This window comes from Mesorhizobium sp. M0410 (assembly GCF_040321435.1).
Classification (GTDB): domain Bacteria; phylum Pseudomonadota; class Alphaproteobacteria; order Rhizobiales; family Rhizobiaceae; genus Mesorhizobium.
This window is the reverse complement of record NZ_JAMYRN010000007.1, coordinates 259,298-285,382: the sequence shown is the minus strand read 5'-3', so window position 1 is coordinate 285,382 and position 26,085 is coordinate 259,298. Positions and strand designations below refer to the sequence as shown.

Genomic DNA, 26,085 nt, shown 5'->3' with positions numbered 1-26,085 from the left:
CCCTGGTGAACCCGACATCTACGTAGCATCGGCTCATTGTGGCGGCTGTAACAAAAAAGCCACAGAAAGAGCACATTGCATCAAACGGGCACCAGATGCGGGCAAGACCGGCTGTAGACCGAGAAAATTGCCTGTGAACAAGCAGCCGCCGACAGCATCGGCGACTCATCAGGAACAAACGGTTGGAAATCAGGCCGCGAGAACGGCCTTCGGCTCGACCAGTTCGTAACCGAGCGCTTCGGCCACCGCGCGATTCGTTATCTTGCCCTTGTGGACGTTCAGTCCGTTGCGCAGATGGTGGTCGTCTACCAGCGCCTTGAGGCCCTTGTCGGCGAGCTGCAGGCCATAGTGCAGCGTAGCATTGTTGAGCGCGTGGGCCGAGGTGACCGGCACCGCACCCGGCATGTTGGCGACGCAATAATGGATGATGCCGTCGACTTCATAGGTCGGCTCGGCATGGGTGGTGGCGTGCGAGGTCTCGAAACAGCCGCCCTGGTCGATGGCGACGTCGACCAGCACGGCACCTTTCTTCATGCCCGACAGCATTTCGCGCGTCACCAGCTTGGGCGCTGCTGCCCCCGGGATCAGCACGGCGCCGACGACTATGTCAGCCGAAAAACATTCTTCCTCCAGCGCCTCGACGGTCGAGTAGCGGGTGTGAACGCGGCCGCCAAAGATGTCGTCGAGCTGACGCAGGCGCGGGATCGAGCGGTCGATAATAGTGACGTCGGCGCCGAGGCCGGCCGCCATCCGTGCGGCATGCAGGCCGACAACGCCGCCGCCGAGCACGGTGACCTTGCCGGGGAGCACGCCGGGCACGCCGCCAAGTAGCACGCCGCGGCCGCCATTGGCCTTTTGCAGCGCCGTGGCGCCCGCCTGGATCGACAGGCGGCCGGCAACTTCCGACATCGGCGCCAAGAGCGGCAGGCCGCCGCGCTCGTCGGTGACCGTCTCGTAAGCTATCGCGGTCACGCCGGAGGCCAACAGGCCCTTGGTTTGCTCCGGATCCGGGGCAAGATGTAGATAGGTATAGAGGATCTGGCCGTCGCGGAGCTGAACCCATTCGCTGGGCTGCGGCTCCTTGACCTTCACGATCATGTCGGACTTGGCAAACACGTCGGCTGCCGTCTTGGCGATCGTGGCGCCGGCAGCGCGATACGCGTTGTCATCGGCGCCGATGCCTGCACCGGCGCCGGTCTCGACCAGCACTTCATGGCCATGCGCGACATATTCGCGGACCGAGCCCGGTGTCAGGCCGACGCGGTATTCGTGATTCTTGATTTCCCGGGGGCAACCGACGCGCATCTTTTTTCTCCTGATCCGGCCCTTTGGGGCTCGTTCCCTGTCTAGAAATAGTGAACCACGAATCGCTCGATAAGTGTTTGCGAATGCGCTTGCCTGAGAGGCGACTCTTCGATAATCGTTGCGCAAAACATTGCAATTGTCGCAGGAACTCGCAAAAATGCCGCTCGACAGGATTGATATTGCCATTCTTGAGACGTTGCAGAAGGATGGGCGGATACCCAATGCAGCGCTCGCCGAGAAGGTCGGCCTATCGCAGTCGGCCTGTTCGCGGCGGCTGGACAATCTGGAGAAATCCGGAACCATCCGCGGCTATCACGCCCGGCTGTCCAACGCTGCACTTGGGCACCAGATGACGGCGATCGTGCATATATCGCTGTCCGGGCAATTCGAGAAGACGTTGTCGGATTTCGAGGCGGCGATAAAGCGCTGCCCGAACGTCCTATCCTGCCATTTGATGTCGGGCGAATATGACTACATCCTGCGCATAGCGGCAAAGGATCTCGTCGACTACGAACGTATCCACAAGGAGTGGCTGTCGGCAATGCCGCATGTGACGAAGATCAATTCGTCTTTTGCCTTGCGCGAAATCGTCGATCGCACGGCCGTGGGAATGAAACCTGAACTCGCCTAGGCCCGAACTCGCCTAGGTGTTGACTGCCTCGGTCACCACACGGTCCATCGGAATGTCGTGTGGCTGCGGGTAGATGCTGACGATGCGCTGCAGTTCGTAGCCGACGCCGATGACCAGCGGCTTGAAGGGCATCGCGGCAAGCGTACGATCGAAGAAGCCGCCGCCATAGCCCAGGCGAAACTGCTCAGGATCGATGCCGACAATCGGCGAAATGACTATGTCGGGTAACACCGGATCGCCGTCAGCCGGTATCGGGATATTCCAGACGCCCTTCTCTAGCCGGTCTCCGTGGGTATAGGCGCGAAAGACAAGCGGCCGGTCTTTCTCGACGACGACGGGCAACGCCGTGCGCCCGCCCCGCGCGTTGACGGTTTCCATCCACGGGCGCAGGTCCGGCTCGCCGCGAAACGGCCAATAGAGGCTGACCACGCGGCCGGCGACGTCACCGATCACCGCGTCGAGCCCTTCGGCAATGCGCTGCGACATGGCTGCGCGCGTGTCGGCTGAAACGGCAAGGCGGGATGCGATCAATCGCTGGCGCTCGGCCTTGCGCCAGCGCCTTACGTCGGTCCAGTCGGATAGCGGAGCTTGGAACTCCGGGTCGAGCTCGTGCATAAAACAAGGCGGGGAGGCGTACTGCGCTGAGCCTTCGTCTTCATCCCTAGCCATGCTTCACCTGCAATATACAGTTCCAACCAAGTCGTATCGTGGACGCAGGCTATATCTGGGAACGAGTCTGCAGCATGCGTATTCACGACATCAAGAGACGACTCCCAGTTAGTTGCAGCGCAGGCATTGCTGCACTGCACAAGGACACTTACATCAGCCTTGGCGAGAGGGATGAGTGAGATGAACACAACCAACCATCACGTCGTCGTCGTGGGCGCCGGATTCGGCGGTCTCGAATTCACCCGCGCACTTGCCGGCGCGCCGGCGCGCATCACCATGATCGACAGGCGTAATCATCACCTCTTTCAGCCACTACTCTACCAGGTGGCGACGACGGCGCTGGCCACCTCCGAAGTGGCCTGGCCGATCCGCCATCTCCTGCGCAAGCGCGATGATGTGACGACGCTGCTCGCCACCGTTACCGGCATCGACCGCACCGGCAAGCGCGTGCTGCTGCAGGACGGTGGCACGGTCGCTTACGACACGCTTGTGCTGGCGACCGGCGCGCGGCACGCCTATTTCGGCCATGACGAGTGGGAACCGTTCGCCCCGGGCCTGAAGACGCTGGAGGACGCCACCACCATTCGACGGCGTATTCTTTTGGCTTTCGAGCGGGCCGAACGGGAAACCGATCCCGCCAAGCGTCAGGCATTGCTGACGCTGGCGATCGTCGGCGGCGGGCCGACCGGCGTGGAACTGGCCGGCACCATTGCTGAGCTGGCGCACGACACGCTGCGCGGTGAGTTCCGCAACATCGACACGCGGCAGACGCGTGTGGTGCTGATTGAGGCCGGCGACCGCATCCTCTCCAATTTCGCTCCCGAACTCTCCGGTTATGCAACGAAGGCGCTCGAAAGGCTCGGCGTGACCGTCGAACTCGGCCGGGCGGTTACGCGCTGCGATGCCGAGGGTGTCGTCTTCGGCGACACACACTTGCCGGCCAGGACAATCCTGTGGGCGGCGGGCGTCGCCGCTTCGCCGGCCGCCGAATGGCTCGGCGCGGCAGCGGACCGCGCGGGCAGGGTGCTTGTCGAGCCCGACCTGAGTGTGCCGGGAAACCCGGAGATTTTCGTCATCGGTGACGCAGCGCACGTCCTGCGGCCGGATGGCCGGCTGGTGCCGGGCGTCGCGCCGGCCGCCAAGCAGCAGGGGCGGCACGTCGCCGCGACGATCAAGGCAAGGCTTGCCGGTGACGCGACACCGCGTCCTTTCAGCTACAGGCATGACGGCGATCTGGCGACGATCGGCAAGCGCGCCGCGGCCATCGATTTCGGCTGGATCAAGCTCACCGGCCGGCTTGCCTGGTGGCTGTGGGGCTTGGCGCATATCTACTTCCTGATCGGCTTTCGTAACCGGCTTGCGGTTTCCCTGAGCTGGCTATGGATCTACTTCACCGGTCAGCGCAGCGCGCGGTTGATCACCCAGGGCGACGACGATAAGGGCTGATTGTTCGCTGCCGGACATTCATCGGCGCGTCACCTCCTCTTGATGGAATCGGCTTCTGGACTCGGCTGGATTTCGGCGCGAAGCTTTGCTTAGGGCAGGACTTGTCACGTCGTGGAAGAAAGAGAAAACGAATGTCCCAACTGCGCCACCTCGTCTCACGCCGCGATTTCCTCGCCGGCGTTGCCGCCAGCGGAGCGCTGATCATGCTGCACCCGTTCTCCGCCCGTGCTCAAGCCAATCAGGCGCATCTGAGAATTATGGAGACGACCGACATCCACGTGAATGTGCTGCCTTACGATACTACGCCGACAAAGCCAACGACACGATGGGGCTGTCGCGAACGGCATCGTTGATTGAAGCCGTGCGAAAGGAAGCAACCAACGCGATGCTGGTCGATAATGGCGACCTTCTACAAGGCAACCCGATGGGCGACTACATCGCCTACGAGAGAGGGATGAAGGATGGCGATCTGCATCCGGTCATGAAGGGCATGAACCTGCTCGGCTACGAATGCTCGACGCTCGGCAACCACGAGTTCAACTATGGCCTGTCGTTCATGGACAAGGTGCTGGCCGGCGCCAATTTCCCGTTCGTCTGCGCGAACCTGATCCGCGGCACCGAGCTCGCCGCGAACCCGCGCGACGACAAGCTCTATCTCAAGCCGTATGTCATCCTCGACAGGAAGATCAAAGACGGATCGGGCGCCGAGCAACCGATCAGGATCGGCATCATTGGCTTCGTGCCGCCGCAGATCATGGTCTGGGACCTGAAAAATCTCGAAGGCAGTGTCAAGACGCGCGACATCGTCGAGGCGGCCAAGGCGTGGGTGCCGCAAATGAAGGAAGAAGGCGCCGACATCGTCATTGCGCTCTCCCATTCCGGCATCGACGTGAAGCAAAGCGACATGATGGAGAATGCCTCCGTCTTCGTGGCAGGTGTCGAAGGCATCGATGCGGTGTTCACCGGCCACCAGCACCTCGTCTTCCCTGGCAAGAAGGACTTTCAGTTGCTGGAAGCCGTCGATCCGGCGAAAGGCACGCTGCAAGGCAAGCCCGCCGTTATGGCCGGCTTCTGGGGCTCGCATATGGGGCTGATCGATCTGTTGCTGGAGCGCGACGGATCGACATGGAAAATCGTCTCGGCGACCTCTGAGGCCAGGCCGATCTTTGAGCGGGTCGACAAGACGAACAAGCCGACCGTCGCGGACGACCAGCGCATCGTCGACGCGCTCAAACAGGATCACGAGGCGACGCTCGCCTATGTGCGCCGGCCTGTCGGCAAAACCTCGGCGCCGCTCTATTCCTATTTTGCGCTGGTCGCCGACGATCCATCGGTCCAGATCGTCAGTCAGGCGCAGACCTGGTACTTGAAGGACATCCTGAAGAACACCGAGTGGAAGGATATGCCGCTGCTGTCGGCAGCGGCACCGTTCAAGGCGGGTGGGCGCAACGGCGCCGACTACTACACCGACGTGCCGGTGGGCGATATCGCCATCAAGAACGTCGCCGACCTCTACCTCTATCCAAACACGGTGCGCGCCGTCGAAATCACCGGAGCGGAGGTGAAGGAATGGCTGGAAATGTCGGCCGGCATCTTCAACCGGATCGAACCGAACCGGGCAAAGCCGACCAGGCGCTCATCAACACTGACTTCCCATCCTATAATTTCGACGTGATCGACGGCGTCACCTACAAAATCGATCTGTCGCAGCCACCGAAATATGATTCGAAGGGCGGGCTGGTGAATGCTGGCTCGAACCGCATCATTGACTTGATGTTCAACGGCAATCCAATTGATCCCAAGCGGAAATTCGTCGTCGCCACCAACAACTACCGAGCCGGCGGCGGAGGCAATTTCCCGCAGATCAATGCCTCGAAGATCATCTACGAAGCGCCCGACACCAACCGCGATGTGATCGTGCGTTATATCGTCAGCAAAGGCACCATCAATCCGTCGGCGGACGCCAACTGGTCGTTTGCGCCACTACCGGGAACCAGCGTCGTATTCCAGACCGGCGCCAGGGCAAAGGATTTCATTGCGCAAGTGACGTCGCTGAAGATCGAGCCGGCGGGCGAGGGCGAAGCAGGGTTTGCCAAGTACCGCATCACTCTCTAGGTGAGGATTTGAGCGTCGACTCGAAACTGTCTCAGCGCTAAGATACTGTCCGGTATGGCAAACCTTTTTCCAGCAGATGGCCTTGTCACCCACGTGGTGCGAAACGCCGCTTGATGGCAGGCATGACCAGATCCAGTGCGTCCGTCGAAATCCCACCGGAATAATCGTCCGGCAGTTGGTCGATCGAGGCTGGGTCGTCGAGGCCTTGTGAAAAGCCGCCGCCGGAATAGGGACCGAGCAGGTAGACATGGCTGCCGACACCGTCCATACGGTCGAGAAAACGGTCCGGCCAGCCCCACATCCACTTTGCGATATTGACGGGGATGAGCAAAGTGCCCTGGCGGCAGGCATCAGGAACGTAGCCGCTCCAGCCGAGCGCAGTGTAGCGAAGAATGCAGCGCGTCAGGGATGCGCGGCTCAGCGTGTGCGTATCCGGCAACGCTGCCTTGACCGCGTCCATAGGCCTGTCGCCGCCATAGACCGTCAGATTGGCGCGCTCGGCCGGCGTCAATGTGGCGAGCCAGGCAGCCAGCATCTCGCCTTCCTTGGGATCGTTGCTTTTGACGTTGATGTTGAAGCGTCGGTTCGGGAAGCGCTGCAAGACTTCATCCAGCGACGGCATCATGCCGACACCCTTGCCGCGAAACGGAAAGGTCTTGCCGCCATCGGCAGTGTAGCCATAACCAATATCGAGCGCCTTCAATTCGGACATTGCATGGCTGCGCGTTTGACCCTTGCCGTCGGTGCGACAATCCAGCGTCCAATCGTGGAAGACGGCGAACTTGCCGTCCGTGGTAGGATGGACATCAAGTTCGAGCGCGTCCGCACCGAGCGCGAAGGCGGCTTCCATCGACGGTATCGTGTTCTCGAGGAGGGAATGGCGCGGCGTCAGCATGCGAGCGGCCGTGCATGTTTCCGATCCGAGGTTCGTACGGTCGAAATCCTGAGCCAGGCCGCGATGCGCAAGCACCGAAGGGGTGCCGGCCGGCCGGCTCGAAAGCAGCGAGGTGTTGTTGAGCCAGATGCCGCCTGCAGCGACAAGAATTGCAACGAGGGAGATCGTCCGTCTGCGCATGATATGATTTCCCATTGGCCGTTATGGCCGCATCCTGCGTCACGATCGGACTTTTTGACGGCCGGGCAGATCAAACGGCCGCTAAAGATTCCCGGGGAGGGTCCCCAGCAGCGTTGGAATCGTTATGGTTGCAGCCGTCCATATGCGCTAGTTTTAGTCATGCGCTATGTCATCGTCATCACGACCGTCACCTTTTTCCTGATCTGGGACGGCATTTACAACCAAGGCCGCTACCTCGACAGGACGGTCAGGGAGGTGACCCGCATCGTGCACTATGTAACCAGCATGGTGTAGTTTCTCTTCGCTGCTACGGTTCGCAGACGCGACAAACCTGCCGATTGACGGCACGCTGCCGCTGACACAAAAGAACGCCGGTCCAACGGTCGAGGAGGCTGGGTTGATCCGGCATATCGTTTTCTTCAGCGCACGGCATAAAGCGGATGTCGAGGCAGTGCGCACGGGCCTCCTTGAGCTTGGCAAGATACCTCATTCGCGTCATTTCGAGGTAACGCTCAACACCAAGGTCGACCCGCTCTCGGATGAGATCGATGTGGTCGTCTACGCCGAGTTCGAGGACGAAGCGGCGCTCGCCGCCTACAAGGCGCATCCGCTCTATGCAGAGACGACCAGCCGGGTCAAACCGCTACGCGAATTGCGTTATTCGGCCGACATCGTTGCAAGGTGACGAGCCGCCGTCCACTACCCGCTGATAGTGGTCTTGCCGCTGAGGCGTCGGCCAAGCCCTTGAACCATTTTCAGGAATGAGGCACATCGCGCGGACATGACCGAGAACACCTCCGCAAGGCCTCATCCGCTCGATCACTTGGTGCTGCCGACCGCGAGCCTCGATATTGCGCGGGCGCGCTTGACCCTGCTTGGCTTTACCGTTGCCCCGACAGGTATCCACCCTTTCGGAACGGAAAACTGCTGTGTCTTCCTCACCGACGGCACCTATCTCGAGCCGCTCGTGGTCGCCGACAGACAGGCCGTGGCAAAGGCGATCGCGAACCGCAATGTCTTTGTCGCGCGTGATCGCACCTATCGCGAAGAAAACGGCGATGAAGGATTTTCTGCCGTGGCGCTGGGCACCGAAAGCGCCGCCGCGGACTACGCGCGCTACATGGAAGCCGGTCTGTCGGCGGGAGACGCGCTAAGCTTTTCGCGCGCCTTCACCGATGCGACGGGAACGAGCGAAACCGCATCGTTCAAACTGGCCTTCGCGGCTACAGGCAAGGCAACGGACGCTTTTCTCTTCGCCTGCGAGCGGATCAATGCGCCGAACATCGACCGCACTGCGTTGCAGGTCCACGCTAATGGCGCAACCGGCATTGTCGAAGTCGTAGCAGTCACTGGCGAACCTTTCGAACAAGGCCGCTTGATTTCGATCGCAGCCGGAATCGAGGCGCAGGGCGGCACTGTCTATGAGCTGCCGAATGCCGTTGTAACCATTCTGGGTCCTGCAGCCTATTCGGCACGCTTCGGCATTCCTGCCGGCGCGCCATCTGAACTCCGCTTTGCTGGGATCGTCTTTTCGATTAGGCACGCCGACGCCGTCGCCAAGCTGCTTGCAGCCAATTCCGTCGAACACCACACGCGCGGCGGTGATATCATCGTGCCGCCGGCGCCAGGGCAGGGCGCCGCCTTCATTTTCCGGGAGATCGCATGAACAAGCTCAATCCACTGATGCCGAACTCTTCCGTTGCGGTCGGCAAAGTCATTTTCGGCAACAGCGCGCCCTTATCGCTGATCGCCGGTCCATGTCAGCTGGAATCGCGGCAGCACGCTTTCGACATGGCCGGTGCGCTAAAGGAATTGACTGAAAGGCTCGGCATTGGGCTCGTCTACAAGACCAGCTACGACAAGGCCAATCGCACCTCGCTTGGCGGCACGCGCGGCGCGGGGCTTGAAGCGGCAATGCCTATCTTCGACGACTTGCGCAAGAATTTTGTGCTGCCGATCCTGACTGACGTCCACACTGAGGAACAATGCGCGATCGTCGCTCCGCATGCCGATATCCTGCAGATTCCTGCCTTCCTCAGCCGCCAGACCGATTTGCTGATTGCTGCGGCAAGAACCGGCAAGGTGGTCAATGTGAAGAAGGGCCAATTCCTCGCGCCGTGGGACATGAAAAACGTCGTCGCCAAGATCATCGGCTCCGGCAACGCCAATGTCTTGGTGACCGAGCGCGGCGCATCCTTCGGTTACAACACCCTGGTGTCCGACATGCGGGCGCTGCCGATCATGGCCGAGATCGGTGCGCCGGTGATTTTCGATGCCACCCATTCCGTGCAGCAGCCGGGTGGGCAGGGCGGTTCGTCTGGAGGCGACCGGCGCTTTGTCGAGACGCTGGCGCGCGCGGCCGTCGCGGTTGGCGTCGCCGGCGTCTTCATCGAGACGCACCAGGACCCCGACAACGCGCCTTCCGACGGTCACAACATGGTGCCGCTAAAGGATCTTCCCGCATTGCTTGAACGACTGATGGCCTTCGATCGCATCGCCAAGAGCGTGGGTTGAACCAGCAGTTGCGCCACAGCAGCGTCGTCAGGAAAACTTTGAAGAATTTCGAACCCGCCTGGAACCTTAGCCCGCGGCCCTCATTGTCAAAATCTAATGTCAACGACGACGAGGAGAATACCATGACGACCCAGACGGGACACACCGAAGCCATCGCCGCTTCGCGGGTTATCGGCACATCGGTCTACAACACGGAAGGCACTCATATCGGCGACATCGAGGACGTCATGCTCGACAAATTGTCGAACGGAATCATGTTTGCCGTCATCGGTTTTGGCGGATTTCTCGGCATTGGCGAGAAATACCACGCCATTCCGTGGGCGAGCCTTGATTATGACGAGAACAAGGGTGGCTATGTCGTGCCGTTCACCAAAGACCAGCTGATGGCCGCTCCTTCTTACTCGATCAACGAGCTGACCGGCGCCGACGGCGAGGCCGCACGTGACGCCTCATACAACTACTACAAGGTCGAGCCTTACTGGCATTGACCTTACTGGCACTGACTAAGTCTCCTGGAATCAAAAAAGGCCCCCGGGAAATCGGGGGCCTTTCGATGTGGCGGGTTGCTACTGCGCAATCTGCAGGGCCGGCAAAGGCGACGATCCCTGCGGGGGTTGCTGATTGTCGCACGACGTCAGGAACGCAGCCGCGATCAGGAACAAACTCACAATACCGCTCAACTGGGACATGGCGAAACTCCTCCTGTTTCGCCCCGCGCGACAACAGCCATAAACCAGAAACCGGCATGCGGCCTATGACAAATGATGACAGTGTTTTGTGCTTCGTGAGTCCCAAGAGCGGCAATGGGCGCGGGGCAATATTTGCAACTGCCCCGATTGCGTTTTGCGGCGCTTTGGCTAAGAGGTGCGCGACGCTTCAATCGATCAATCGGGGACATCGCAATGACGGCCATCATCGACATTGTCGGGCGTGAAATCCTGGACAGCCGCGGAAATCCGACCGTCGAGGTCGACGTCGTGCTCGAAGATGGCTCGATGGGTCGCGCCGCGGTGCCGTCCGGTGCCTCTACCGGCGCGCATGAGGCGGTCGAACTGCGCGATGGCGGCCCCCGCTATCTCGGCAAGGGCGTGCTCACGGCGGTCGAGGCGGTGAACGGCGAGCTGTTCGAGGCGATCGGCGGCATGGAGGCAGAGAATCAGATCCATATCGACCAGACCATGATCGAGCTCGATGGTACGGCCAACAAGAGCCGGCTCGGCGCCAATGCCATCCTCGGCGTGTCGCTGGCGGTGGCCAAGGCCGCGGCCGAAGCGGCCGACCTGCCGCTCTACCGTTATGTCGGCGGTACCAAGGCCCATGTGCTGCCGGTGCCTATGATGAATATCATCAATGGCGGCGCGCATGCCGACAACCCGATCGATTTCCAGGAATTCATGATCCTGCCGATCGGCGCGCCGACGCTGCGCGACGGCGTGCGCTGGGGCTCGGAGATCTTTCATACGCTGCGAAAGAAGCTGAAGGACGCCGGCCATAACACCAACGTCGGCGACGAGGGCGGCTTTGCTCCCAACCTGAAGAGTGCGCCGGCCGCGCTCGACTTTATCATGGAATCGATCGAGCAGGCTGGCTTCAAGCCTGGCGAGGAGGTTGCGCTAGGTCTCGACTGCGCGGCGACCGAATTCTTCAAGGATGGCAACTACGTCTATGAAGGCGAGAGGAAAACCCGCGACCCGAAGGCACAGGCCAGATATCTGGCCAAACTTGCTGCCGACTACCCGATCATCACCATTGAGGACGGCCTGGCGGAGGATGACTGGGACGGTTGGAAAATACTGACCGATCTCATCGGCAAGCAAACGCAGCTGGTTGGCGACGATCTGTTCGTCACCAACACGGCGCGGCTGCGCGACGGCATCCGCATGGGTGTCGCCAATTCGATCCTGGTCAAGGTCAACCAGATCGGCTCGCTTACCGAAACGCTCGACGCCGTCGAGACCGCGCACAAGGCCGGCTATACCGCGGTGATGTCGCACCGCTCGGGCGAGACCGAGGATTCGACCATCGCCGACCTCGCCGTTGCCACCAATTGCGGGCAGATCAAGACGGGCTCGCTGTCGCGCTCGGATCGCATGGCCAAGTACAACCAGCTCATCCGCATTGAGGAGGAGCTCGGCAAGCAGGCGCAATATGCCGGCAAGTCGATCGTGAAAAGCTGATTTCGAGAGAAAATCCGTGGCGGCGAGGGCGGGGACATTCCCGCCCTTTTTTGCTTCCTGGCTCTGAATCCAACAGGCTGTAACCGTCCATTAAGCACAATCGGGCGACAAAGGCGGCGTAGAGGATTCGGACCATGTGGACACGCCAGCACAAGCAAAGAAACACCGGCCGGCTGATCATCCCCTCGCTCTGCGTGGTGTTCCTGACTTATTTCGGTTTCCATGCCTATCATGGCGAGTTCGGCATCTATTCCAAGTATCAGCTCGAAGCTGAGACTGCCGAATTGCAGGGCAGGCTCGATACCGTCAAGGCACGTCGGATCGATCTCGAGCGCCGCGTTCAGCTGATGCATGAGGGCACGCTGGAGAAGGACATGCTGGACGAGCAAGCGCGCAAGGCGCTTAATCTGTCTCACGCCGACGAGATCACCATCATGTTGCCGGTCGCAAGATAACCCGATTTCAGTTAATCGGCGATATTTGCAATGATTTTAATTGCTTAGATGCATGACAGCCATGCGTTTTCGGCATGGCGAAAGCCTTCCCTGCATGTTAGCCTGCCTCAAATCGGTGGGAGAACTGATCTCCCTCGCTGTCCGCCAAGAGACGCCAACAGGGAGTGATGCATGGCCACCGCCACCAGAAAAGCGCCTGCCAAATCCAAATCAGACGGTAAAACGCCGGGCCTTTCCACCCCGAAGCCTGTTGAATTCACCAAAGACCAGGAGCTTGCCGCCTACCGGCACATGCTGCTCATCCGCCGCTTCGAGGAAAAGGCCGGCCAGCTTTACGGCATGGGCTTCATCGGCGGTTTCTGCCACCTCTACATCGGCCAGGAAGCGGTCGTTACCGGCATGAAGATGGCGCTGATCGATGGCGACCAGATGATCACCGCCTATCGCGACCATGGTCATATGCTGGCCATGGAGTTGTCACCGCGCGGCGTCATGGCCGAACTGACCGGGCGCCGTAGCGGCCTGTCGAGAGGCAAGGGCGGCTCCATGCACATGTTCTCCAAGGAGAAGCATTTTTACGGCGGCCACGGCATCGTCGGCGCGCAAGTGTCGCTCGGCACCGGCATTGCCTTCGCCAACCGCTATCGCGGCAACAACAATGTGACGCTGACCTATTTCGGCGATGGCGCCGCGAACCAGGGCCAGGTCTACGAAAGCTTCAACATGGCCTCGCTGTGGAAGCTTCCGGTGATCTACATCATCGAGAACAACCGCTACGCCATGGGCACCTCGGTCTCGCGCTCTTCGGCCGAGACGGATTTCTCGCACCGCGGCGCCTCCTTCAAGATTCCAGGCATCCAGGTCGACGGCATGGATGTGCGCGCCGTTAAGGCCGCCGGCGACCTCGCCGCCGAATGGTGCCGCGCCGGCAACGGGCCGCTCATTCTCGAAATGCAGACCTATCGTTACCGCGGCCATTCGATGTCGGATCCGGCAAAATACCGCTCCAAGGAAGAAGTGCAGAAAATGCGCTCCGAACGTGACCCGATCGAGCAGGTCAAGGCGCGGCTGCTCGACAAGAAATGGGCAAGCGAGGACGAACTCAAGGCCATCGACAAGGAAGTCCGCGACGTCGTCGCCGACGCCGCGGAATTTGCCCAGAACGACGCGGAGCCGGATCCGTCCGAGCTCTGGACCGACATCGTACTTTAACGAGAGGGCAAGGACATGCCGATCGAAATTCTCATGCCCGCCCTCTCGCCGACCATGGAAGAGGGTAATGTTTCCAAATGGTTGAAGAAAGAGGGCGACAAGGTCGCGGCGGGTGACGCCATTGCCGAGATTGAGACCGACAAGGCAACGATGGAAGTCGAAGCCGTGGACGACGGCACGCTTGCCAAGATCGTGGTTCCTGCCGGCACCGAGGGTGTCAAAGTCAACACGCTGATCGCCGTGCTGGCCGTCGATGGCGAAGACATCGACGAGGCAGGCGAAGGTATCGGCGAGGAGGCTGTTGAGTCGCAAGCGGAAGCGCCCGCGGCTGCTCCGCCCCCCGCGGCTGCTCCGGCCAAGAACGAAGCGGCAGCACCTGTTGCCGCCTCCCCCAAGCTGGAAATTGCCGCCGATCCCGACATCCCGGCCGGCACCGAAATGGTCTCGACCACAGTGCGTGAAGCCTTGCGCGATGCAATGGCGGAGGAAATGCGCCGCGACGGCGACGTCTTCGTCATGGGCGAGGAAGTCGCCGAGTACCAGGGCGCCTACAAGATCACGCAAGGCCTGTTGCAGGAATTCGGTCCGAGACGCGTGGTCGACACGCCGATCACCGAGCACGGCTTTGCCGGCGTTGGTGTTGGCGCGGCGATGGCCGGCCTGAAGCCGATCGTCGAATTCATGACCTTCAACTTCGCCATGCAGGCGATCGACCAGATCATCAATTCAGCCGCCAAGACGCTCTATATGTCCGGCGGCCAGATGGGCGCCCCGATCGTCTTTCGCGGCCCGAACGGCGCTGCTGCCCGCGTCGCCGCGCAGCATTCGCAGTGCTATGCCGCCTGGTACAGCCATATTCCCGGCTTGAAGGTGGTGATGCCTTATACCGCCGCCGACGCCAAGGGTCTGCTCAAGGCGGCGATCCGCGACCCGAACCCGGTCATCTTCCTCGAGAACGAAATCCTTTACGGCCACTCCTTCGACGTGCCGAAGATGGACGATTTCGTGCTGCCGATCGGCAAGGCGCGCATTCACAAATCCGGCAAGGACGTGACCATCGTCTCGTTCGGCATCGGCATGACCTACGCGATTAAGGCCGAGGCGGAGTTGCGTGGCATGGGCATCGATGCCGAGATAATCGACTTGCGCACCATCCGCCCGCTCGACTTCGACACGATCATCGCCTCGGTCAAAAAGACCAATCGCCTGGTGGTGGTCGAGGAAGGCTTTCCGCAGAACTCGGTCGGCGACCATATCGCCAATCAGGTCTCGCAGCGTGCCTTCGATTTCCTCGACGCACCGGTCATCACCATTGCCGGCAAGGACGTGCCGATGCCCTATGCAGCGAACCTCGAAAAGCTGGCGTTGCCCAATGTCGGCGAGGTCGTCGAGGCGGTCAAAGCCGTCACATATCGCTGAGCAGGGCGGAGGACAAAATGCCTATCAACATCACCATGCCGGCGCTGTCGCCCACAATGGAAGAGGGCAACCTTTCCAAGTGGCTGGTCAAGGAAGGCGACAAGGTCTCGCCGGGAGACGTGATTGCCGAGATCGAGACCGACAAGGCAACGATGGAAGTCGAAGCCGTCGACGAAGGCACGGTCGCCAAGCTGGTGGTTCCGGCGGGCACTGAAGGCGTCAAGGTCAATGCGCTGATCGCGGTGCTGGCGGCTGAGGGGGAGGATGCGGCGGCCGCCGCGAAAAGCGGTGACGGCGCTGCGCCGGCAAAGGCTGAGGCTCCGAAAGCGGACGCCTCCAAAGCTGAAACACCAAAGCCCGAAGCGCCGAAGCAGGAGCCTGCCGCACCTGCAGCTAAGGCGGAAGCGGCGCCGGCCGCCAACGGCCATGCAAACGGTGAGCGCATCTTCGCCTCGCCGCTGGCCCGGCGCATTGCCAGCGAAGCTGGTATAGATGTCGCGGCGCTGACCGGCTCCGGCCCTCACGGCCGCGTGGTAAAGGCCGACGTCGATGCCGCGATTTCCAGTGGCGGCGCCAAGGCGGCACCAGCAGCAAAAGCGGCGCCCGCCGGCGCTGCGGCACCTGCGACCGCAGCACCCAAGGCGATGCCGGACGAGCAGGTGCTCAAACTGTTTGCCGAAGGCTCCTACGAGCTGATCCCGCACGACAATATGCGCAAGACCATTGCGCGGCGGCTGGTCGAGGCCAAGACCACCATTCCGCATTTCTATCTGACGCTCGACTGCGAACTCGATGCACTTCTGGCCCTGCGCACACAGATCAATGCGGCCGCCCCGGTGAAGAAGACCGAGAAGGGCGAAACGCCGGCCTACAAGCTGTCGGTCAACGACATGGTCATCAAGGCTCTGGCCATGGCGCTGATGGCGGTTCCGGACGCCAATGCGTCGTGGACAGAAAACGCCATGATCAAGCACAAGCACGCCGATGTCGGCGTTGCCGTGTCGATCCCCGGCGGCCTCATCACCCCCATCATCCGGCGTGCCGACGAAAAGACGATGTCCGTCATCTCCAACGAGATGAAGGATCTTGCCGGCCGCGCCCGCAGCCGCAAGCTGAAGCCGGAAGAATATCAGGGCGGTACCACGGCGGTGTCCAATCTCGGCATGTTCGGCGTCAAGGATTTTTCTGCCGTCATCAACCCGCCGCATGCGACGATCCTGGCGGTCGGCGCCGGCGAGCAACGCGCGGTGGTGAAGAACGGCGAGATCAAGATCGCAACAATCATGTCGGTGACGCTGTCGACCGATCACCGCGCAGTCGACGGTGCGCTCGGCGCCGAGCTGCTCGTCGCCTTCAAGCGCATGATCGAAAATCCGATGGGCATGCTGGTCTAAGCAGGGAACAGGGCGGTGCGGAAATTCTACACCAGCCTTTTCGCCTCCATCCAATCCGGCTCGTAAACGATTATCGTACATTGGCTGTTCGGGCGGTAGCGATTGCGGATAGGTCTTTGTTGGAGGGGGGAAAACGCATGAAAACGGTCCTCTGCTATGGCGATTCGCTGACCTGGGGCTATGACGCGGCAAGCCTCGGCCGGCACCCGCTGGAAGATCGCTGGCCGAGCGTGCTGCAGGCGGCATTGGGCAGCGGCGTCGAGGTCGTTGCCGAAGGCCTGAATGGCCGAACCACCGCCTTCGACGATCACTTGGCCGGGGCGGACCGCAATGGCGCAAGGCTGTTGCCAACAATCCTGACGACGCACGCACCGATCGATCTGATCGTCGTCATGCTCGGCGCCAACGATATGAAGCCGTGGATTCACGGCAATCCTGTCGCGGCAAAGCAAGGCATGCAACGCCTGATCGATATCGTGCGCGGTCACGATTACCCGTTCAATTGGCCGGCGCCGCAGATCCTGATCGTCGCGCCGCCCGTAGTCAGCCGCACGGAAAACGCCGAGTTCAAGGAAATGTTCGCTGGCGGCGATGACGCGTCAAAGCGGCTGGCGCCGCAATATTCCGCCCTTGCCGACGAGGCCGGCTGTGGCTTCTTCGATGCCGGCACGGTGGCCAAAACCACGCCGCTCGACGGCGTCCATCTCGATGCCGAAAACACGCGGAACGTCGGGCAAGCGCTGGCGCCGCTCGTGCGCCTCATGTTGGAATTGTGAAGGAGAAAGCCGTGGCTGAGAACTACGACGTCATCATCATCGGCTCCGGCCCCGGCGGCTATGTCACTGCAGTGCGTTCGGCCCAGCTTGGCTTCAAGACGGCGATCGTCGAGCGCGAGCACTTGGGCGGCATCTGCCTCAACTGGGGCTGCATTCCGACCAAAGCGCTGCTGCGCTCCGCCGAGATCATGCACTATTCGGATCATCTGAAGGACTACGGCCTGAAGATCGATGGCAAGGTCGGCGTCGACACAGCCGCCGTCGTCGATCGCTCGCGAAAGGTCTCGCTGCGGCTCAACGGCGGCGTCGGCTTCCTGATGAAGAAGAACAAGGTCGACGTCATCTGGGGCGAAGCCAAGCTGACCAAACCTGGCGAGATCGTCGTGTCGAAATCGTCGAAGAAGCCGATGGAGCCGCAGCCGCCGGCGCCCAAGGGCGTCAAGGGCGAGGGCACCTATAGCGCCAAGCACATCATCCTGGCGACCGGCGCCAGGCCGCGCGCCCTGCCCGGCATCGAGCCTGACGGCAAGTTGATCTGGACCTATTTCGAGGCGATGGTGCCGAAAGAGATGCCGAAATCGCTGCTGGTGATGGGCTCGGGCGCCATCGGCATCGAGTTCGCCTCATTCTACCGCACCATGGGCGCCGAGGTGACGGTGGTCGAACTGCTGCCGGCTGTGATGCCGGTCGAGGACGCCGAGGTCTCGAAATTCGCGCAGAAGCAGTTCGAGAAGCAGGGCATGAAGATCATCCTAGAAGCCAAGGTGACCAAGGTCGAGAAGGGCACTAACTCGGTCACCGCGCATGTCGAGATGAAGGACGGCAAGGTCGAGAAGATCACCGCCGATCGCATGATCTCGGCCGTCGGCGTACAAGGCAATATCGAGAACCTCGGCCTCGAGACGCTCGGCGTGAAGACGGACCGCGGTTGCGTCGTCGTCGACGGCTACGGCAAGACCAATGTGCCGGGCGTCTACGCCATCGGCGACGTTGCCGGACCGCCGATGCTCGCCCACAAGGCCGAGCATGAGGGCGTGGTCTGTGTGGAAAAGATCGCCAATTTCCCCGGCGTGCATGCCATCGACAAGCTGAAGATCCCGGGCTGCACCTATTGCAATCCGCAAGTCGCCTCGGTCGGACTGACGGAAGCCAAAGCGAAAGCCGACGGAAAGGACATCCGCGTCGGCCGCTTTCAGTTCGCGGCAAACGGCAAGGCGATTGCGCTCGGCGAGGACCAAGGCTTCGTCAAGACCATTTTCGACAAGAAGACCGGCCAGTTGCTGGGTGCCCACATGGTCGGCGCAGAAGTAACCGAACTGATCCAGGGCTTCGTCGTGGCGATGAATCTGGAGACCACCGAGGAAGAGCTGATGCACACGATCTTCCCGCACCCGACGCTGTCGGAGATGATGAAGGAGAGTGTACTCGACGCCTATGGCCGCGCACTGAATGCATGATAAATTAGTTGGGCGAGTCTCACACGGAAGACACAAAGGAACTCGACGGCAGAGCAATTCGTTTCGCAGGCATCATCCATCATACAAGGAGAGGGCATATGGAAATGAACGGCGTGGGCTGGGTTGCAGCCATCATCATCGGCGGCCTGGCGGGATGGCTCGCCGAGATGGTCATGAAGAGCAATACCGGCATCCTCATGAACATCGTTCTCGGCATTGTCGGCGCAATCGTGTTGAACGCCATCTTGCAGGCCCTGAACATCGGCATCTTCGGCGTCGGCTGGATAGCCTATCTGATCACCGGCTTCATCGGTGCCTGCATTCTGATTGCGGTCGGACGACTGGTGCGCCGCTAACCTCTGTCGGCACTTGCTATGCGAAAAAGGCCACCGCGGCATGCGTGATCGCGGCCTTTTTCTTTTCGCCGAAAAGTCCTAGATGACGTGGGTAGAGCGAGCGCTGGACAAGCGCTTGCCAATGAGCCGGGTTTCACATGGTCACCGTCCTCGACACGATTGCCAATGCGCCGCGCCTGCGGCATCCCGAAAAGGCGCACAAGCCGGATCAGGACGTACTGCGCAAGCCTGACTGGATCCGCGTCAAGGCGCCGATGTCGAAAGGCTATGCCGAGACGCGCGAAATCGTGAAATCTCACAAACTGGTGACGGTTTGCGAAGAGGCGGGCTGCCCCAATATCGGCGAGTGCTGGGAGAAGAAGCACGCCACCTTCATGGTCATGGGCGAGATCTGCACGCGGGCCTGCGCCTTTTGCAATGTCGCCACCGGCATCCCGACCGCACTCGATCCCGACGAGCCGGCGCGTGTCGCGCATGCGGTCAAGCAGATGGGGTTGAGCCATGTCGTCATCACCTCCGTCGATCGCGACGATCTCGCCGATGGCGGGGCCCAGCATTTTGCCGATGTCATCCGTGCGATCAGGGCAGCGACCCCATCGACGACGATCGAAATCCTGACGCCCGATTTCCTGCGCAAGGACGGTGCACTGGAGATCGTCGTGGCGGCCAAGCCGGACGTTTTCAACCATAATCTCGAGACCGTGCCGTCTAACTATCTGACTGTTCGGCCGGGTGCGCGCTATTTCCACTCGATCAGGCTCTTGCAGCGGGTCAAGGAACTCGACCCCTCGATCTTCACCAAGTCCGGCATCATGGTCGGCCTTGGCGAGGAGCGGAACGAAATCCTGCAGCTGATGGACGATTTGCGTTCGGCCAATGTCGACTTCATGACCATCGGCCAATATCTGCAGCCGTCGAAGAAGCACCATCCGGTGATCCGCTTCGTCACGCCGGAGGAATTCAAGTCCTTCGAGACGATCGGCAAGACCAAGGGCTTCCTGCTGGTGGCGTCAAGCCCGCTGACGCGCTCGTCGCACCATGCCGGCGACGATTTCGCCAGACTACGCGCGGCGCGCGAAGCGTTTCTCAGGAAGTCCGCCTAACACACTGGTTTCATGCCACAATTCGAAGCCCATCGCCGCGTTGCGCATACGCCGGAGCAGATGTTCGCTCTGGTTGCCGATATCGAATCCTATCCGCAATTCCTGCCGCTTTGCGAGGCACTGACGGTTCGTTCGCGCAAGGAACGCGACGGACGCACCTTGCTCATCGCCGACATGAGCATCGGCTACAAGGCGATCCGCGAGACCTTTACCACGCAGGTGCTGCTGAAGCCGGACGAGAACGCCATCGATGTCAAATATATCGACGGCCCTTTCAAATATCTGAGCAATGTCTGGCGCTTCGACCCGGCGGACGGCGGCGGTTGCAACGTCTGCTTCTTTATCGACTACGAGTTCAAGAGCCGCATTTTGGGTGCGTTGATGGGAACCATGTTCGACCGCGCCTTCCGCATGTTCTCCGAGGCGTTCGAGAAACGGGCCGAAATCACCTACGGCGCGCCATCGGCAGCCTGATCCGCAGCGAGCGCGCGTAGACCCAGTTCAAGCGCATGCCGCACCGTCTCCCGGCGGATGAAATCACGGCCCTTGTCGGCGAACAGCTGGCATTCGCTGACTACCGGCCGGCCAGCCACGGCAACGCCGAACCAGACCAGGCCGACAGGTTTTTCCGCAGAGCCGCCGTCCGGACCGGCGATGCCAGTCACCGCCAGGGCGAGCCCGGCCGGCGAATGCGCCAAGGCTCCGGCCGCCATCTCCACCGCAGTCTCGCGCGAGACTGCGCCGTGCGCCTCGAGCGTAGCGGCCGAGACGCCGAGCATCTCGGTCTTGGCCTGGTTGGAATAGGTGATGAAGCCGCGATCGACCACCGCGGAAGAGCCGGCGATGTCGGTCAGCGCGGCGATGATCATGCCGCCGGTGCAGCTCTCCGCCGTCGCCAGCATGATGCCGCGCTGCTGGCAGGCCTGAAGCAGGGCATCTGCGAGATCGCTATTGCTCACTCGGGGACATCCCCTGGAAACACAACGCTGGCGGTCGCGATGGCCGCTATGCCTTCCTCACGGCCGACGAAGCCGAGCTTCTCATTGGTTGTCGCCTTGATCGAGATGCGATTGCGCGAAATTCGCAGCATTGCCGAAAGCGCTTCGGTCATTGCCTCGCGATGTGGGCCGACGCGCGGCGCCTCGCAGATCAGGGTGATGTCGGCGTTGGCAATGCGCCCGCCGCCCTCGCGCACCAGCTTCACCGCGTGTTCGACGAAGATGCGTGAAGCGGCCCCTTTCCACTGCGGGTCGGAGGGCGGGAAATGCGTGCCGATGTCACCGGCGCCGCAGGTGGCCAGCAGGGCGTCGGTCAAGGCATGGAGACCGACATCGGCATCCGAATGGCCGGATAACTTCCTGTCGTGTGGAATGGCGACGCCGCACAGGGTGACATGGTCGCCGGGCTCGAACGCATGGACGTCATAGCCATTGCCGGTTCGGATGTCCGGAAAACGTGCCCCCCCGGAAAGCCGCTGATCCGCCATCGCAATATCCCTTGCCCAGGTCAGTTTGACATTGTCCGGCGAGCCGGGAACGATCTTCACCGGAATATGCGCCCATTCGGCGATTGCCGCATCGTCGGTGAAATCCGCCTTGCCCAGATGATGAGCCTTTTCGTGCGCAGCCAGGATCGGCCAGAACGGAAAGCCTTGCGGTGTCTGTGCGGCATGGAGCCCGGCCCTGGACACTGTTTCGCCGATCATGCCTTCGGCCGTTTCGCGCTTCAGCGTATCAGCAACGGGCAAAGCAGACAGCGCTCCCTGGCGCTCTTCAATGGCGGCGATCGTACGGTCTATCAGTTCCGCATCGACAAACGGCCGAGCCGCATCATGGATCAGGACCCGGCCCGGCGCATGGCTTCTCAACGCCAGCAGTCCAAGGCGGACGGACTCCTGCCGTGACGTACCGCCGGTGACCGCGACGACACGGTCGGCGTTCGCACCGGCCGCACGGCGAAAAAGCGCGCCGTCGTCGGCATGGATAGCAACGACGACAGCTCCAATTTTTGGATGCGTCAGAAAGGCGTCGAGCGTGCGTGCGATAACGGCGCCGCCGCCAATCTGCTGGTACTGCTTCGGCCCATTGGCCTGTCCGGCGCGCGCGCCGCGGCCGGCGGCAACGATGACCACCGCGACCTTGTCGTCCGCAGCTTGCTTTTCGCTCACATCTCTCATGCCGAGACGCTTAGCGCATGATCCCGAAAAGTGGTATCGCTTTCGGAAGACCCAGGATTGATGCGGTCCGGCGATCCTTTTTTTCCCAAATGCGCCTTAATGTCACGACATTGCGCGTTGCACATTGCCGTCGTTCTGGCTAGAGAATGTGCAGCAATCGAAGATGCTTGGTTTTTGTGCATGCCTGATGTGACCAAATTGGCTTCACCGCTGGACGTGGGTGGCGTGAGAATCCACAACCGCGTGTTTCTCGCGCCGATGTCGGGCATTACCGACGAACCGTTCCGGCAGCGCGCCCATGCGCATGGCGCCGGGCTGGTAGTTTCGGAAATGGTGGCGAGCGGTGAGCTTGCAAAGGGCAGGGCTGGCTCGGGCCTGCGCATCCGTCATTCCGGGCTGCCTGTCCACATGGTCCAGCTTGCCGGCCGCGAAGCGATGCACATGGCCGAGGGCGCGCGAATCGCGGTCGGCGAAGGCGCCGACATCATCGACATCAACATGGGCTGTCCGGCCAAAAAGGTGACGGGCGGCTATGCCGGTTCGGCACTGATGCGAGACCTCGACCACGCGCTGTCGCTGATCGAAGCGGTAGTCGGCGCGGTCGACGTGCCGGTCACGGTCAAAATGCGGCTCGGCTGGGACGAAGGCGCGCTCAACGCGCCGATGCTGGCGCGACGCGCCGAGCAGGCCGGGGTGATGATGGTGACGGTGCACGGCCGCACACGTTGCCAGTTCTATCAGGGCACGGCCGACTGGCGTGCCATCGCACGTGTCAAGCAGGCCGTCTCGATCCCGGTCGTTGCCAATGGCGATGTCGGCTCGCCGGCGGAGGCAGCGTCGATCCTCGACCAGTCCGGCGCCGACGCGGTGATGATCGGCCGCGCGCACTATGGCGCGCCTTGGACGGCCGGCAGCATTGTAGCGGCCGCGCTGGCCGAGCCGGTAGCCGGCATGCCGGCCAGCCCGCAAGCGCTGGGCGACTACGTCATTGCCCATTACGAAGACATGCTGACGCTCTATGGCGTGGAAAGCGGATTGCGCCAGGCGCGCAAGCATCTCGGCTGGTATCTCGACCGCCACGCCGGCGGCACAAGCGACGACCGGCGCAAGGCCATACTCACGTCTTTCGAGCCTGGGCGTGTCATTGCGTTGCTGCGTGACATGTTTTCAACCGCTCCCGAAGCGGCGAACCTGCGGAGTGCGGCATGAACGCCACCGTCACACAGAGCACGGATATGGCGGACGCCGCGCATATTGTGCTCAACACCATTCGCCGGCCGGTGATCATGGTCGATCCGCAAGGTTTCATCACCTTCGCCAATGCCGATGCCGAGGATTTTTTCCGGTCGAGCGCCACGATGCTCGCCCGCAACACGCTGCACAAGCTCATTCCTTTCGGCAGCCCGCTGCTGACGCTTGTCGACCAGGTGCGCGAGCGCCGGGCGCCGGTCAACGAATACCGGGTCGACGTGTCGTCGCCACGTCTCGGCATCGAGAAGGTGGTCGACCTCTACGTCGCACCAGTGACGGAATTTCCAGGCTCGGTCGTGGTGATGTTCCAGGAACGCTCAATGGCCGACAAGATCGACCGGCAGATGACGCATCGCGGCGCGGCACGCTCGGTTACCGGCCTCGCCGCGATGCTTGCCCATGAGATCAAGAACCCGCTGTCCGGCATTCGTGGAGCCGCGCAGCTGCTTGAACTGTCGGCGTCCGACGAGGATCGCGCACTGACCAGGCTGATCACCGACGAGACCGACCGCATTGTCTCGCTGGTCGACCGCATGGAGGTGTTTTCGGACGAGCGGCCGATCGACCGCTACCCTGTCAACATCCATGTCGTGCTCGACCATGTCAAAGCAATCGCCAAGAACGGTTTTGCCAAGCGGATCAAGATATTAGAGGATTATGATCCATCATTGCCTCCGGTCTTTGCCAATCGCGACCAGCTCATCCAGGTGTTTCTCAATCTGGTAAAAAATGCCGCCGAGGCGATCGGCAGCGATCCGCAGGGCGAGATCATGCTGTCGACCGCCTTCCGCCCGGGCATCCGTGTTTCCGTGCCCGGAACGCAGGACCGCGTGTCGCTGCCATTGGAATTCTGCGTGCGTGACAACGGTTCGGGTGTCTCCGAAGATATCCTGCCGATCCTGTTCGATCCCTTCATCACCACCAAGCCGAACGGCTCCGGTCTCGGTCTGGCGCTGGTCGCAAAGATCGTCGGCGAGCATGGCGGCATCATTGAATGCGAATCGACCCCGCGCGGCACCACTTTCCGCATCCTGATGCCGGCGTGGAAAGAAACCCAGTTTGGCACGGAAGACGACGGTGAAGGAGACCGCAAATGACCGTTCGCGGCAATATTCTCGTCGCCGACGACGATGCGGCCATCCGCACTGTCCTCAACCAGGCGCTTTCGCGCGTCGGCCACGACGTGCGTGTCACCTCCAACGCTTCGACGCTGTGGCGCTGGGTTGCGGCGGGCGAGGGCGATCTGGTTATCACCGATGTTGTCATGCCTGACGAGAACGCCTTCGACATGCTGCCGCGCATCAAGAAGGCGCGACCGGAACTGCCGGTCATCGTCATGAGCGCGCAGAACACGTTCATGACAGCAATTCGTGCCTCCGAAACCGGGGCCTACGAGTATCTTCCGAAACCGTTCGACCTGACGGAGCTGCTCAACATCGTCAACCGCGCTCTTTCCGAGCCGCGGCGGCCGAAGATCGATACGCGGGCCGACGAGCCGCCGGAAACGATGCCGCTGGTCGGCCGCTCGGCGGCCATGCAGGACATCTACCGCATGCTGGCGCGCATGATGCAGACCGACCTGACGGTCATGATCAGCGGCGAGTCGGGTACCGGCAAGGAACTGGTGGCGCGCGCGCTGCATGAATACGGCCGCCGCCGAGGCGGTCCCTTCGTCGCCATCAACATGGCGGCGATCCCGCGCGACCTGATCGAATCGGAATTGTTCGGGCACGAGAAGGGTGCCTTTACCGGCGCGCAGAACCGCTCCACCGGCCGTTTCGAGCAGGCCGAAGGCGGCACGCTCTTCCTCGACGAGATCGGTGATATGCCGATGGAAGCGCAGACGCGGCTGCTGCGTGTGTTGCAGCAGGGCGAATACACCACGGTCGGCGGCCGCACGCCGATCAAGACCGACGTGCGCATCGTCGCTGCCACCAACAAGGACCTGCGCACACTGATCAATCAGGGGCTTTTCCGCGAGGACCTGTTCTACCGCTTGAACGTTGTGCCGCTCAGGTTGCCGGCGCTGCGCGAGCGGTCGGAGGACATTCCGGACCTCGTCCGCCACTTCTTCAAGCTCGGCGTCAGTGAAGGCTTGCAGACCAAGCGCATTTCCACCGGCGGCATCGAGCTGATGAAGCGCTACCCATGGCCCGGTAATGTGCGCGAACTCGAAAACCTCATTCGCAGGCTGGCCGCACTGTATTCGCAGGACGAGATTTCCGCCGAGATCATCGAGGCGGAGTTGAAGACCGGCGAAAGGCCTGTCGTTCCAGGTGGCGGCAACCTCATTCCCGACGACCTTTCCATCGGCCAGGCGGTGGAGCATTTCCTGCAACGCTATTTTGCCTCGTTTGCCGGCGACCTGCCCCCGGCCGGGCTCTATCAGCGAATCCTCTCCGAGGTCGAATATCCGCTGGTCCTCGCCTCGATGACCGCAACGCGCGGTAACCAGATCAAGGCTGCCGAATTGCTGGGGCTCAACCGCAACACGCTGCGCAAGAAGATTCGCGAACTCGGCGTCAACGTCTACAAATCGTCCAGGCAGGTCTAG

26 protein-coding genes and 1 pseudogene are annotated in these 26,085 nt (G+C 61.5%); 21 read left to right on the top strand and 6 right to left on the bottom strand.

What is annotated here, in order from left to right; all coding sequences use genetic code 11:
- Positions 1 to 189 precede the first annotated feature (189 nt).
- On the bottom strand, positions 190 to 1,305 hold the full coding sequence (ald, locus tag NKI63_RS12950; RefSeq protein ID WP_352689287.1) for an alanine dehydrogenase: 1,116 nt from the start codon (positions 1,303 to 1,305) through the stop codon (positions 190 to 192).
- A gap of 157 nt (positions 1,306 to 1,462) precedes the next feature.
- On the opposite strand from ald, the gene NKI63_RS12945 reads away from it, so the two are divergent.
- Complete coding sequence (locus tag NKI63_RS12945) at positions 1,463 to 1,936, top strand: Lrp/AsnC family transcriptional regulator (RefSeq protein ID WP_023675099.1); 474 nt, start codon at positions 1,463 to 1,465, stop codon at positions 1,934 to 1,936.
- 12 nt (positions 1,937 to 1,948) lie between these two features.
- On the opposite strand, the gene NKI63_RS12940 is transcribed toward NKI63_RS12945, so the two are convergent.
- Positions 1,949 to 2,605 carry a 5-formyltetrahydrofolate cyclo-ligase gene (locus NKI63_RS12940; RefSeq protein ID WP_352689288.1) on the bottom strand — a complete coding sequence of 219 codons (657 nt, stop codon included), beginning with the start codon at positions 2,603 to 2,605 and terminating at the stop codon, positions 1,949 to 1,951.
- 180 nt (positions 2,606 to 2,785) lie between these two features.
- Here NKI63_RS12940 and NKI63_RS12935 point away from each other — a divergent pair, with 180 nt between their 5' ends.
- Together NKI63_RS12935 and NKI63_RS12930 are read left to right on the top strand one after the other, a co-directional pair.
- Positions 2,786 to 4,051, top strand: coding sequence for an NAD(P)/FAD-dependent oxidoreductase (locus NKI63_RS12935; protein ID WP_352689290.1), 1,266 nt, complete (start codon positions 2,786 to 2,788; stop codon positions 4,049 to 4,051).
- Positions 4,052 to 4,182: 131 nt separating this feature from the next.
- Positions 4,183 to 6,166, top strand: a pseudogene (locus tag NKI63_RS12930) (bifunctional 2',3'-cyclic-nucleotide 2'-phosphodiesterase/3'-nucleotidase).
- Positions 6,167 to 6,251: 85 nt separating this feature from the next.
- Here the strand turns inward: NKI63_RS12930 and NKI63_RS12925 are convergent.
- Positions 6,252 to 7,241: a glycerophosphodiester phosphodiesterase family protein gene (locus NKI63_RS12925; protein WP_352507425.1), complete on the bottom strand. Its 990-nt coding sequence runs from the start codon at positions 7,239 to 7,241 to the stop codon at positions 6,252 to 6,254.
- A 159-nt stretch (positions 7,242 to 7,400) separates the two neighbouring features.
- On the opposite strand from NKI63_RS12925, the gene NKI63_RS12920 reads away from it, so the two are divergent.
- From NKI63_RS12920 to NKI63_RS12900, 5 genes are all read left to right on the top strand, one after another.
- On the top strand, positions 7,401 to 7,535 hold the full coding sequence (locus NKI63_RS12920; protein WP_292655342.1) for a hypothetical protein: 135 nt from the start codon (positions 7,401 to 7,403) through the stop codon (positions 7,533 to 7,535).
- A gap of 103 nt (positions 7,536 to 7,638) precedes the next feature.
- On the top strand, positions 7,639 to 7,926 hold the full coding sequence (locus NKI63_RS12915; protein WP_352507424.1) for a Dabb family protein: 288 nt from the start codon (positions 7,639 to 7,641) through the stop codon (positions 7,924 to 7,926).
- Between the two features lie 96 nt (positions 7,927 to 8,022).
- Complete coding sequence (locus NKI63_RS12910; RefSeq protein WP_352821731.1) at positions 8,023 to 8,907, top strand: VOC family protein; 885 nt, start codon at positions 8,023 to 8,025, stop codon at positions 8,905 to 8,907.
- Positions 8,904 to 9,755, top strand: a complete 852-nt coding sequence (gene kdsA / locus NKI63_RS12905; protein WP_352507422.1) for a 3-deoxy-8-phosphooctulonate synthase — start codon at positions 8,904 to 8,906, stop codon at positions 9,753 to 9,755. The genes NKI63_RS12910 and kdsA overlap by 4 nt, the downstream gene beginning before the upstream one ends.
- A 122-nt stretch (positions 9,756 to 9,877) precedes the next feature.
- Positions 9,878 to 10,243, top strand: a complete 366-nt coding sequence (locus tag NKI63_RS12900; RefSeq protein ID WP_023675091.1) for a PRC-barrel domain-containing protein — start codon at positions 9,878 to 9,880, stop codon at positions 10,241 to 10,243.
- A 78-nt stretch (positions 10,244 to 10,321) separates the two neighbouring features.
- Here NKI63_RS12900 and NKI63_RS12895 read toward each other — a convergent pair whose 3' ends face one another.
- Positions 10,322 to 10,444: a hypothetical protein gene (locus tag NKI63_RS12895; protein ID WP_084642452.1), complete on the bottom strand. Its 123-nt coding sequence runs from the start codon at positions 10,442 to 10,444 to the stop codon at positions 10,322 to 10,324.
- Positions 10,445 to 10,657: 213 nt separating this feature from the next.
- Between NKI63_RS12895 and eno the strand changes: the two genes are divergently transcribed.
- The 10 genes from eno (at position 10,658) to NKI63_RS12845 (ending at position 20,578) form a co-directional block, all read left to right on the top strand.
- Positions 10,658 to 11,932 carry a phosphopyruvate hydratase gene (gene eno, locus NKI63_RS12890; protein ID WP_352507421.1) on the top strand — a complete coding sequence of 425 codons (1,275 nt, stop codon included), beginning with the start codon at positions 10,658 to 10,660 and terminating at the stop codon, positions 11,930 to 11,932.
- Positions 11,933 to 12,066: 134 nt separating this feature from the next.
- Positions 12,067 to 12,387 (top strand): FtsB family cell division protein, encoded by a 321-nt coding sequence (locus tag NKI63_RS12885; protein ID WP_352507420.1) that lies wholly within the window; start codon positions 12,067 to 12,069, stop codon positions 12,385 to 12,387.
- A gap of 171 nt (positions 12,388 to 12,558) precedes the next feature.
- Entirely contained in the window at positions 12,559 to 13,599 is a 1,041-nt protein-coding gene (pdhA, locus tag NKI63_RS12880) for a pyruvate dehydrogenase (acetyl-transferring) E1 component subunit alpha (protein ID WP_352507419.1), read from the top strand.
- 15 nt (positions 13,600 to 13,614) lie between these two features.
- Positions 13,615 to 15,018 (top strand): pyruvate dehydrogenase complex E1 component subunit beta, encoded by a 1,404-nt coding sequence (locus NKI63_RS12875; protein WP_352507418.1) that lies wholly within the window; start codon positions 13,615 to 13,617, stop codon positions 15,016 to 15,018.
- 17 nt (positions 15,019 to 15,035) lie between these two features.
- On the top strand, positions 15,036 to 16,412 hold the full coding sequence (locus NKI63_RS12870) for a pyruvate dehydrogenase complex dihydrolipoamide acetyltransferase (RefSeq protein ID WP_352507417.1): 1,377 nt from the start codon (positions 15,036 to 15,038) through the stop codon (positions 16,410 to 16,412).
- A gap of 137 nt (positions 16,413 to 16,549) precedes the next feature.
- Positions 16,550 to 17,188 (top strand): SGNH/GDSL hydrolase family protein, encoded by a 639-nt coding sequence (locus tag NKI63_RS12865; RefSeq protein WP_352507416.1) that lies wholly within the window; start codon positions 16,550 to 16,552, stop codon positions 17,186 to 17,188.
- Positions 17,189 to 17,199: 11 nt separating this feature from the next.
- Positions 17,200 to 18,645, top strand: coding sequence for a dihydrolipoyl dehydrogenase (gene lpdA / locus NKI63_RS12860; RefSeq protein ID WP_352507415.1), 1,446 nt, complete (start codon positions 17,200 to 17,202; stop codon positions 18,643 to 18,645).
- Between the two features lie 98 nt (positions 18,646 to 18,743).
- Positions 18,744 to 19,001, top strand: a complete 258-nt coding sequence (locus NKI63_RS12855) for a GlsB/YeaQ/YmgE family stress response membrane protein (protein WP_023675081.1) — start codon at positions 18,744 to 18,746, stop codon at positions 18,999 to 19,001.
- Between the two features lie 137 nt (positions 19,002 to 19,138).
- On the top strand, positions 19,139 to 20,104 hold the full coding sequence (lipA, locus tag NKI63_RS12850) for a lipoyl synthase (RefSeq protein ID WP_352507414.1): 966 nt from the start codon (positions 19,139 to 19,141) through the stop codon (positions 20,102 to 20,104).
- Between the two features lie 12 nt (positions 20,105 to 20,116).
- A complete protein-coding gene (locus NKI63_RS12845; protein WP_352689293.1) occupies positions 20,117 to 20,578 on the top strand; it encodes a type II toxin-antitoxin system RatA family toxin in 462 nt (153 codons plus the stop codon).
- On the opposite strand, the gene NKI63_RS12840 is transcribed toward NKI63_RS12845, so the two are convergent.
- Both NKI63_RS12840 and NKI63_RS12835 read right to left on the bottom strand, forming a co-directional pair.
- Positions 20,554 to 21,063: a CinA family protein gene (locus tag NKI63_RS12840; protein WP_352507412.1), complete on the bottom strand. Its 510-nt coding sequence runs from the start codon at positions 21,061 to 21,063 to the stop codon at positions 20,554 to 20,556. The two genes, NKI63_RS12845 and NKI63_RS12840, sit on opposite strands and share 25 nt — an antisense overlap.
- Positions 21,060 to 22,280 (bottom strand): bifunctional 2-C-methyl-D-erythritol 4-phosphate cytidylyltransferase/2-C-methyl-D-erythritol 2,4-cyclodiphosphate synthase, encoded by a 1,221-nt coding sequence (locus NKI63_RS12835; RefSeq protein ID WP_352821724.1) that lies wholly within the window; start codon positions 22,278 to 22,280, stop codon positions 21,060 to 21,062. Before NKI63_RS12835 ends, NKI63_RS12840 begins: the two co-directional genes overlap by 4 nt.
- Positions 22,281 to 22,460: 180 nt before the next feature.
- Between NKI63_RS12835 and dusB the strand changes: the two genes are divergently transcribed.
- From dusB to ntrC, 3 genes are read left to right on the top strand one after another with little or no spacing between them, the layout of a single operon-like run.
- The gene (dusB, locus tag NKI63_RS12830; protein ID WP_352689294.1) at positions 22,461 to 23,489 is read left to right on the top strand and encodes a tRNA dihydrouridine synthase DusB; all 1,029 of its coding nucleotides are present in this window, start codon (positions 22,461 to 22,463) and stop codon (positions 23,487 to 23,489) included.
- Complete coding sequence (locus tag NKI63_RS12825) at positions 23,486 to 24,628, top strand: two-component system sensor histidine kinase NtrB (RefSeq protein WP_352507408.1); 1,143 nt, start codon at positions 23,486 to 23,488, stop codon at positions 24,626 to 24,628. The genes dusB and NKI63_RS12825 overlap by 4 nt, the downstream gene beginning before the upstream one ends.
- Positions 24,625 to 26,085: a nitrogen regulation protein NR(I) gene (gene ntrC / locus NKI63_RS12820; RefSeq protein ID WP_254817199.1), complete on the top strand. Its 1,461-nt coding sequence runs from the start codon at positions 24,625 to 24,627 to the stop codon at positions 26,083 to 26,085. The genes NKI63_RS12825 and ntrC overlap by 4 nt, the downstream gene beginning before the upstream one ends.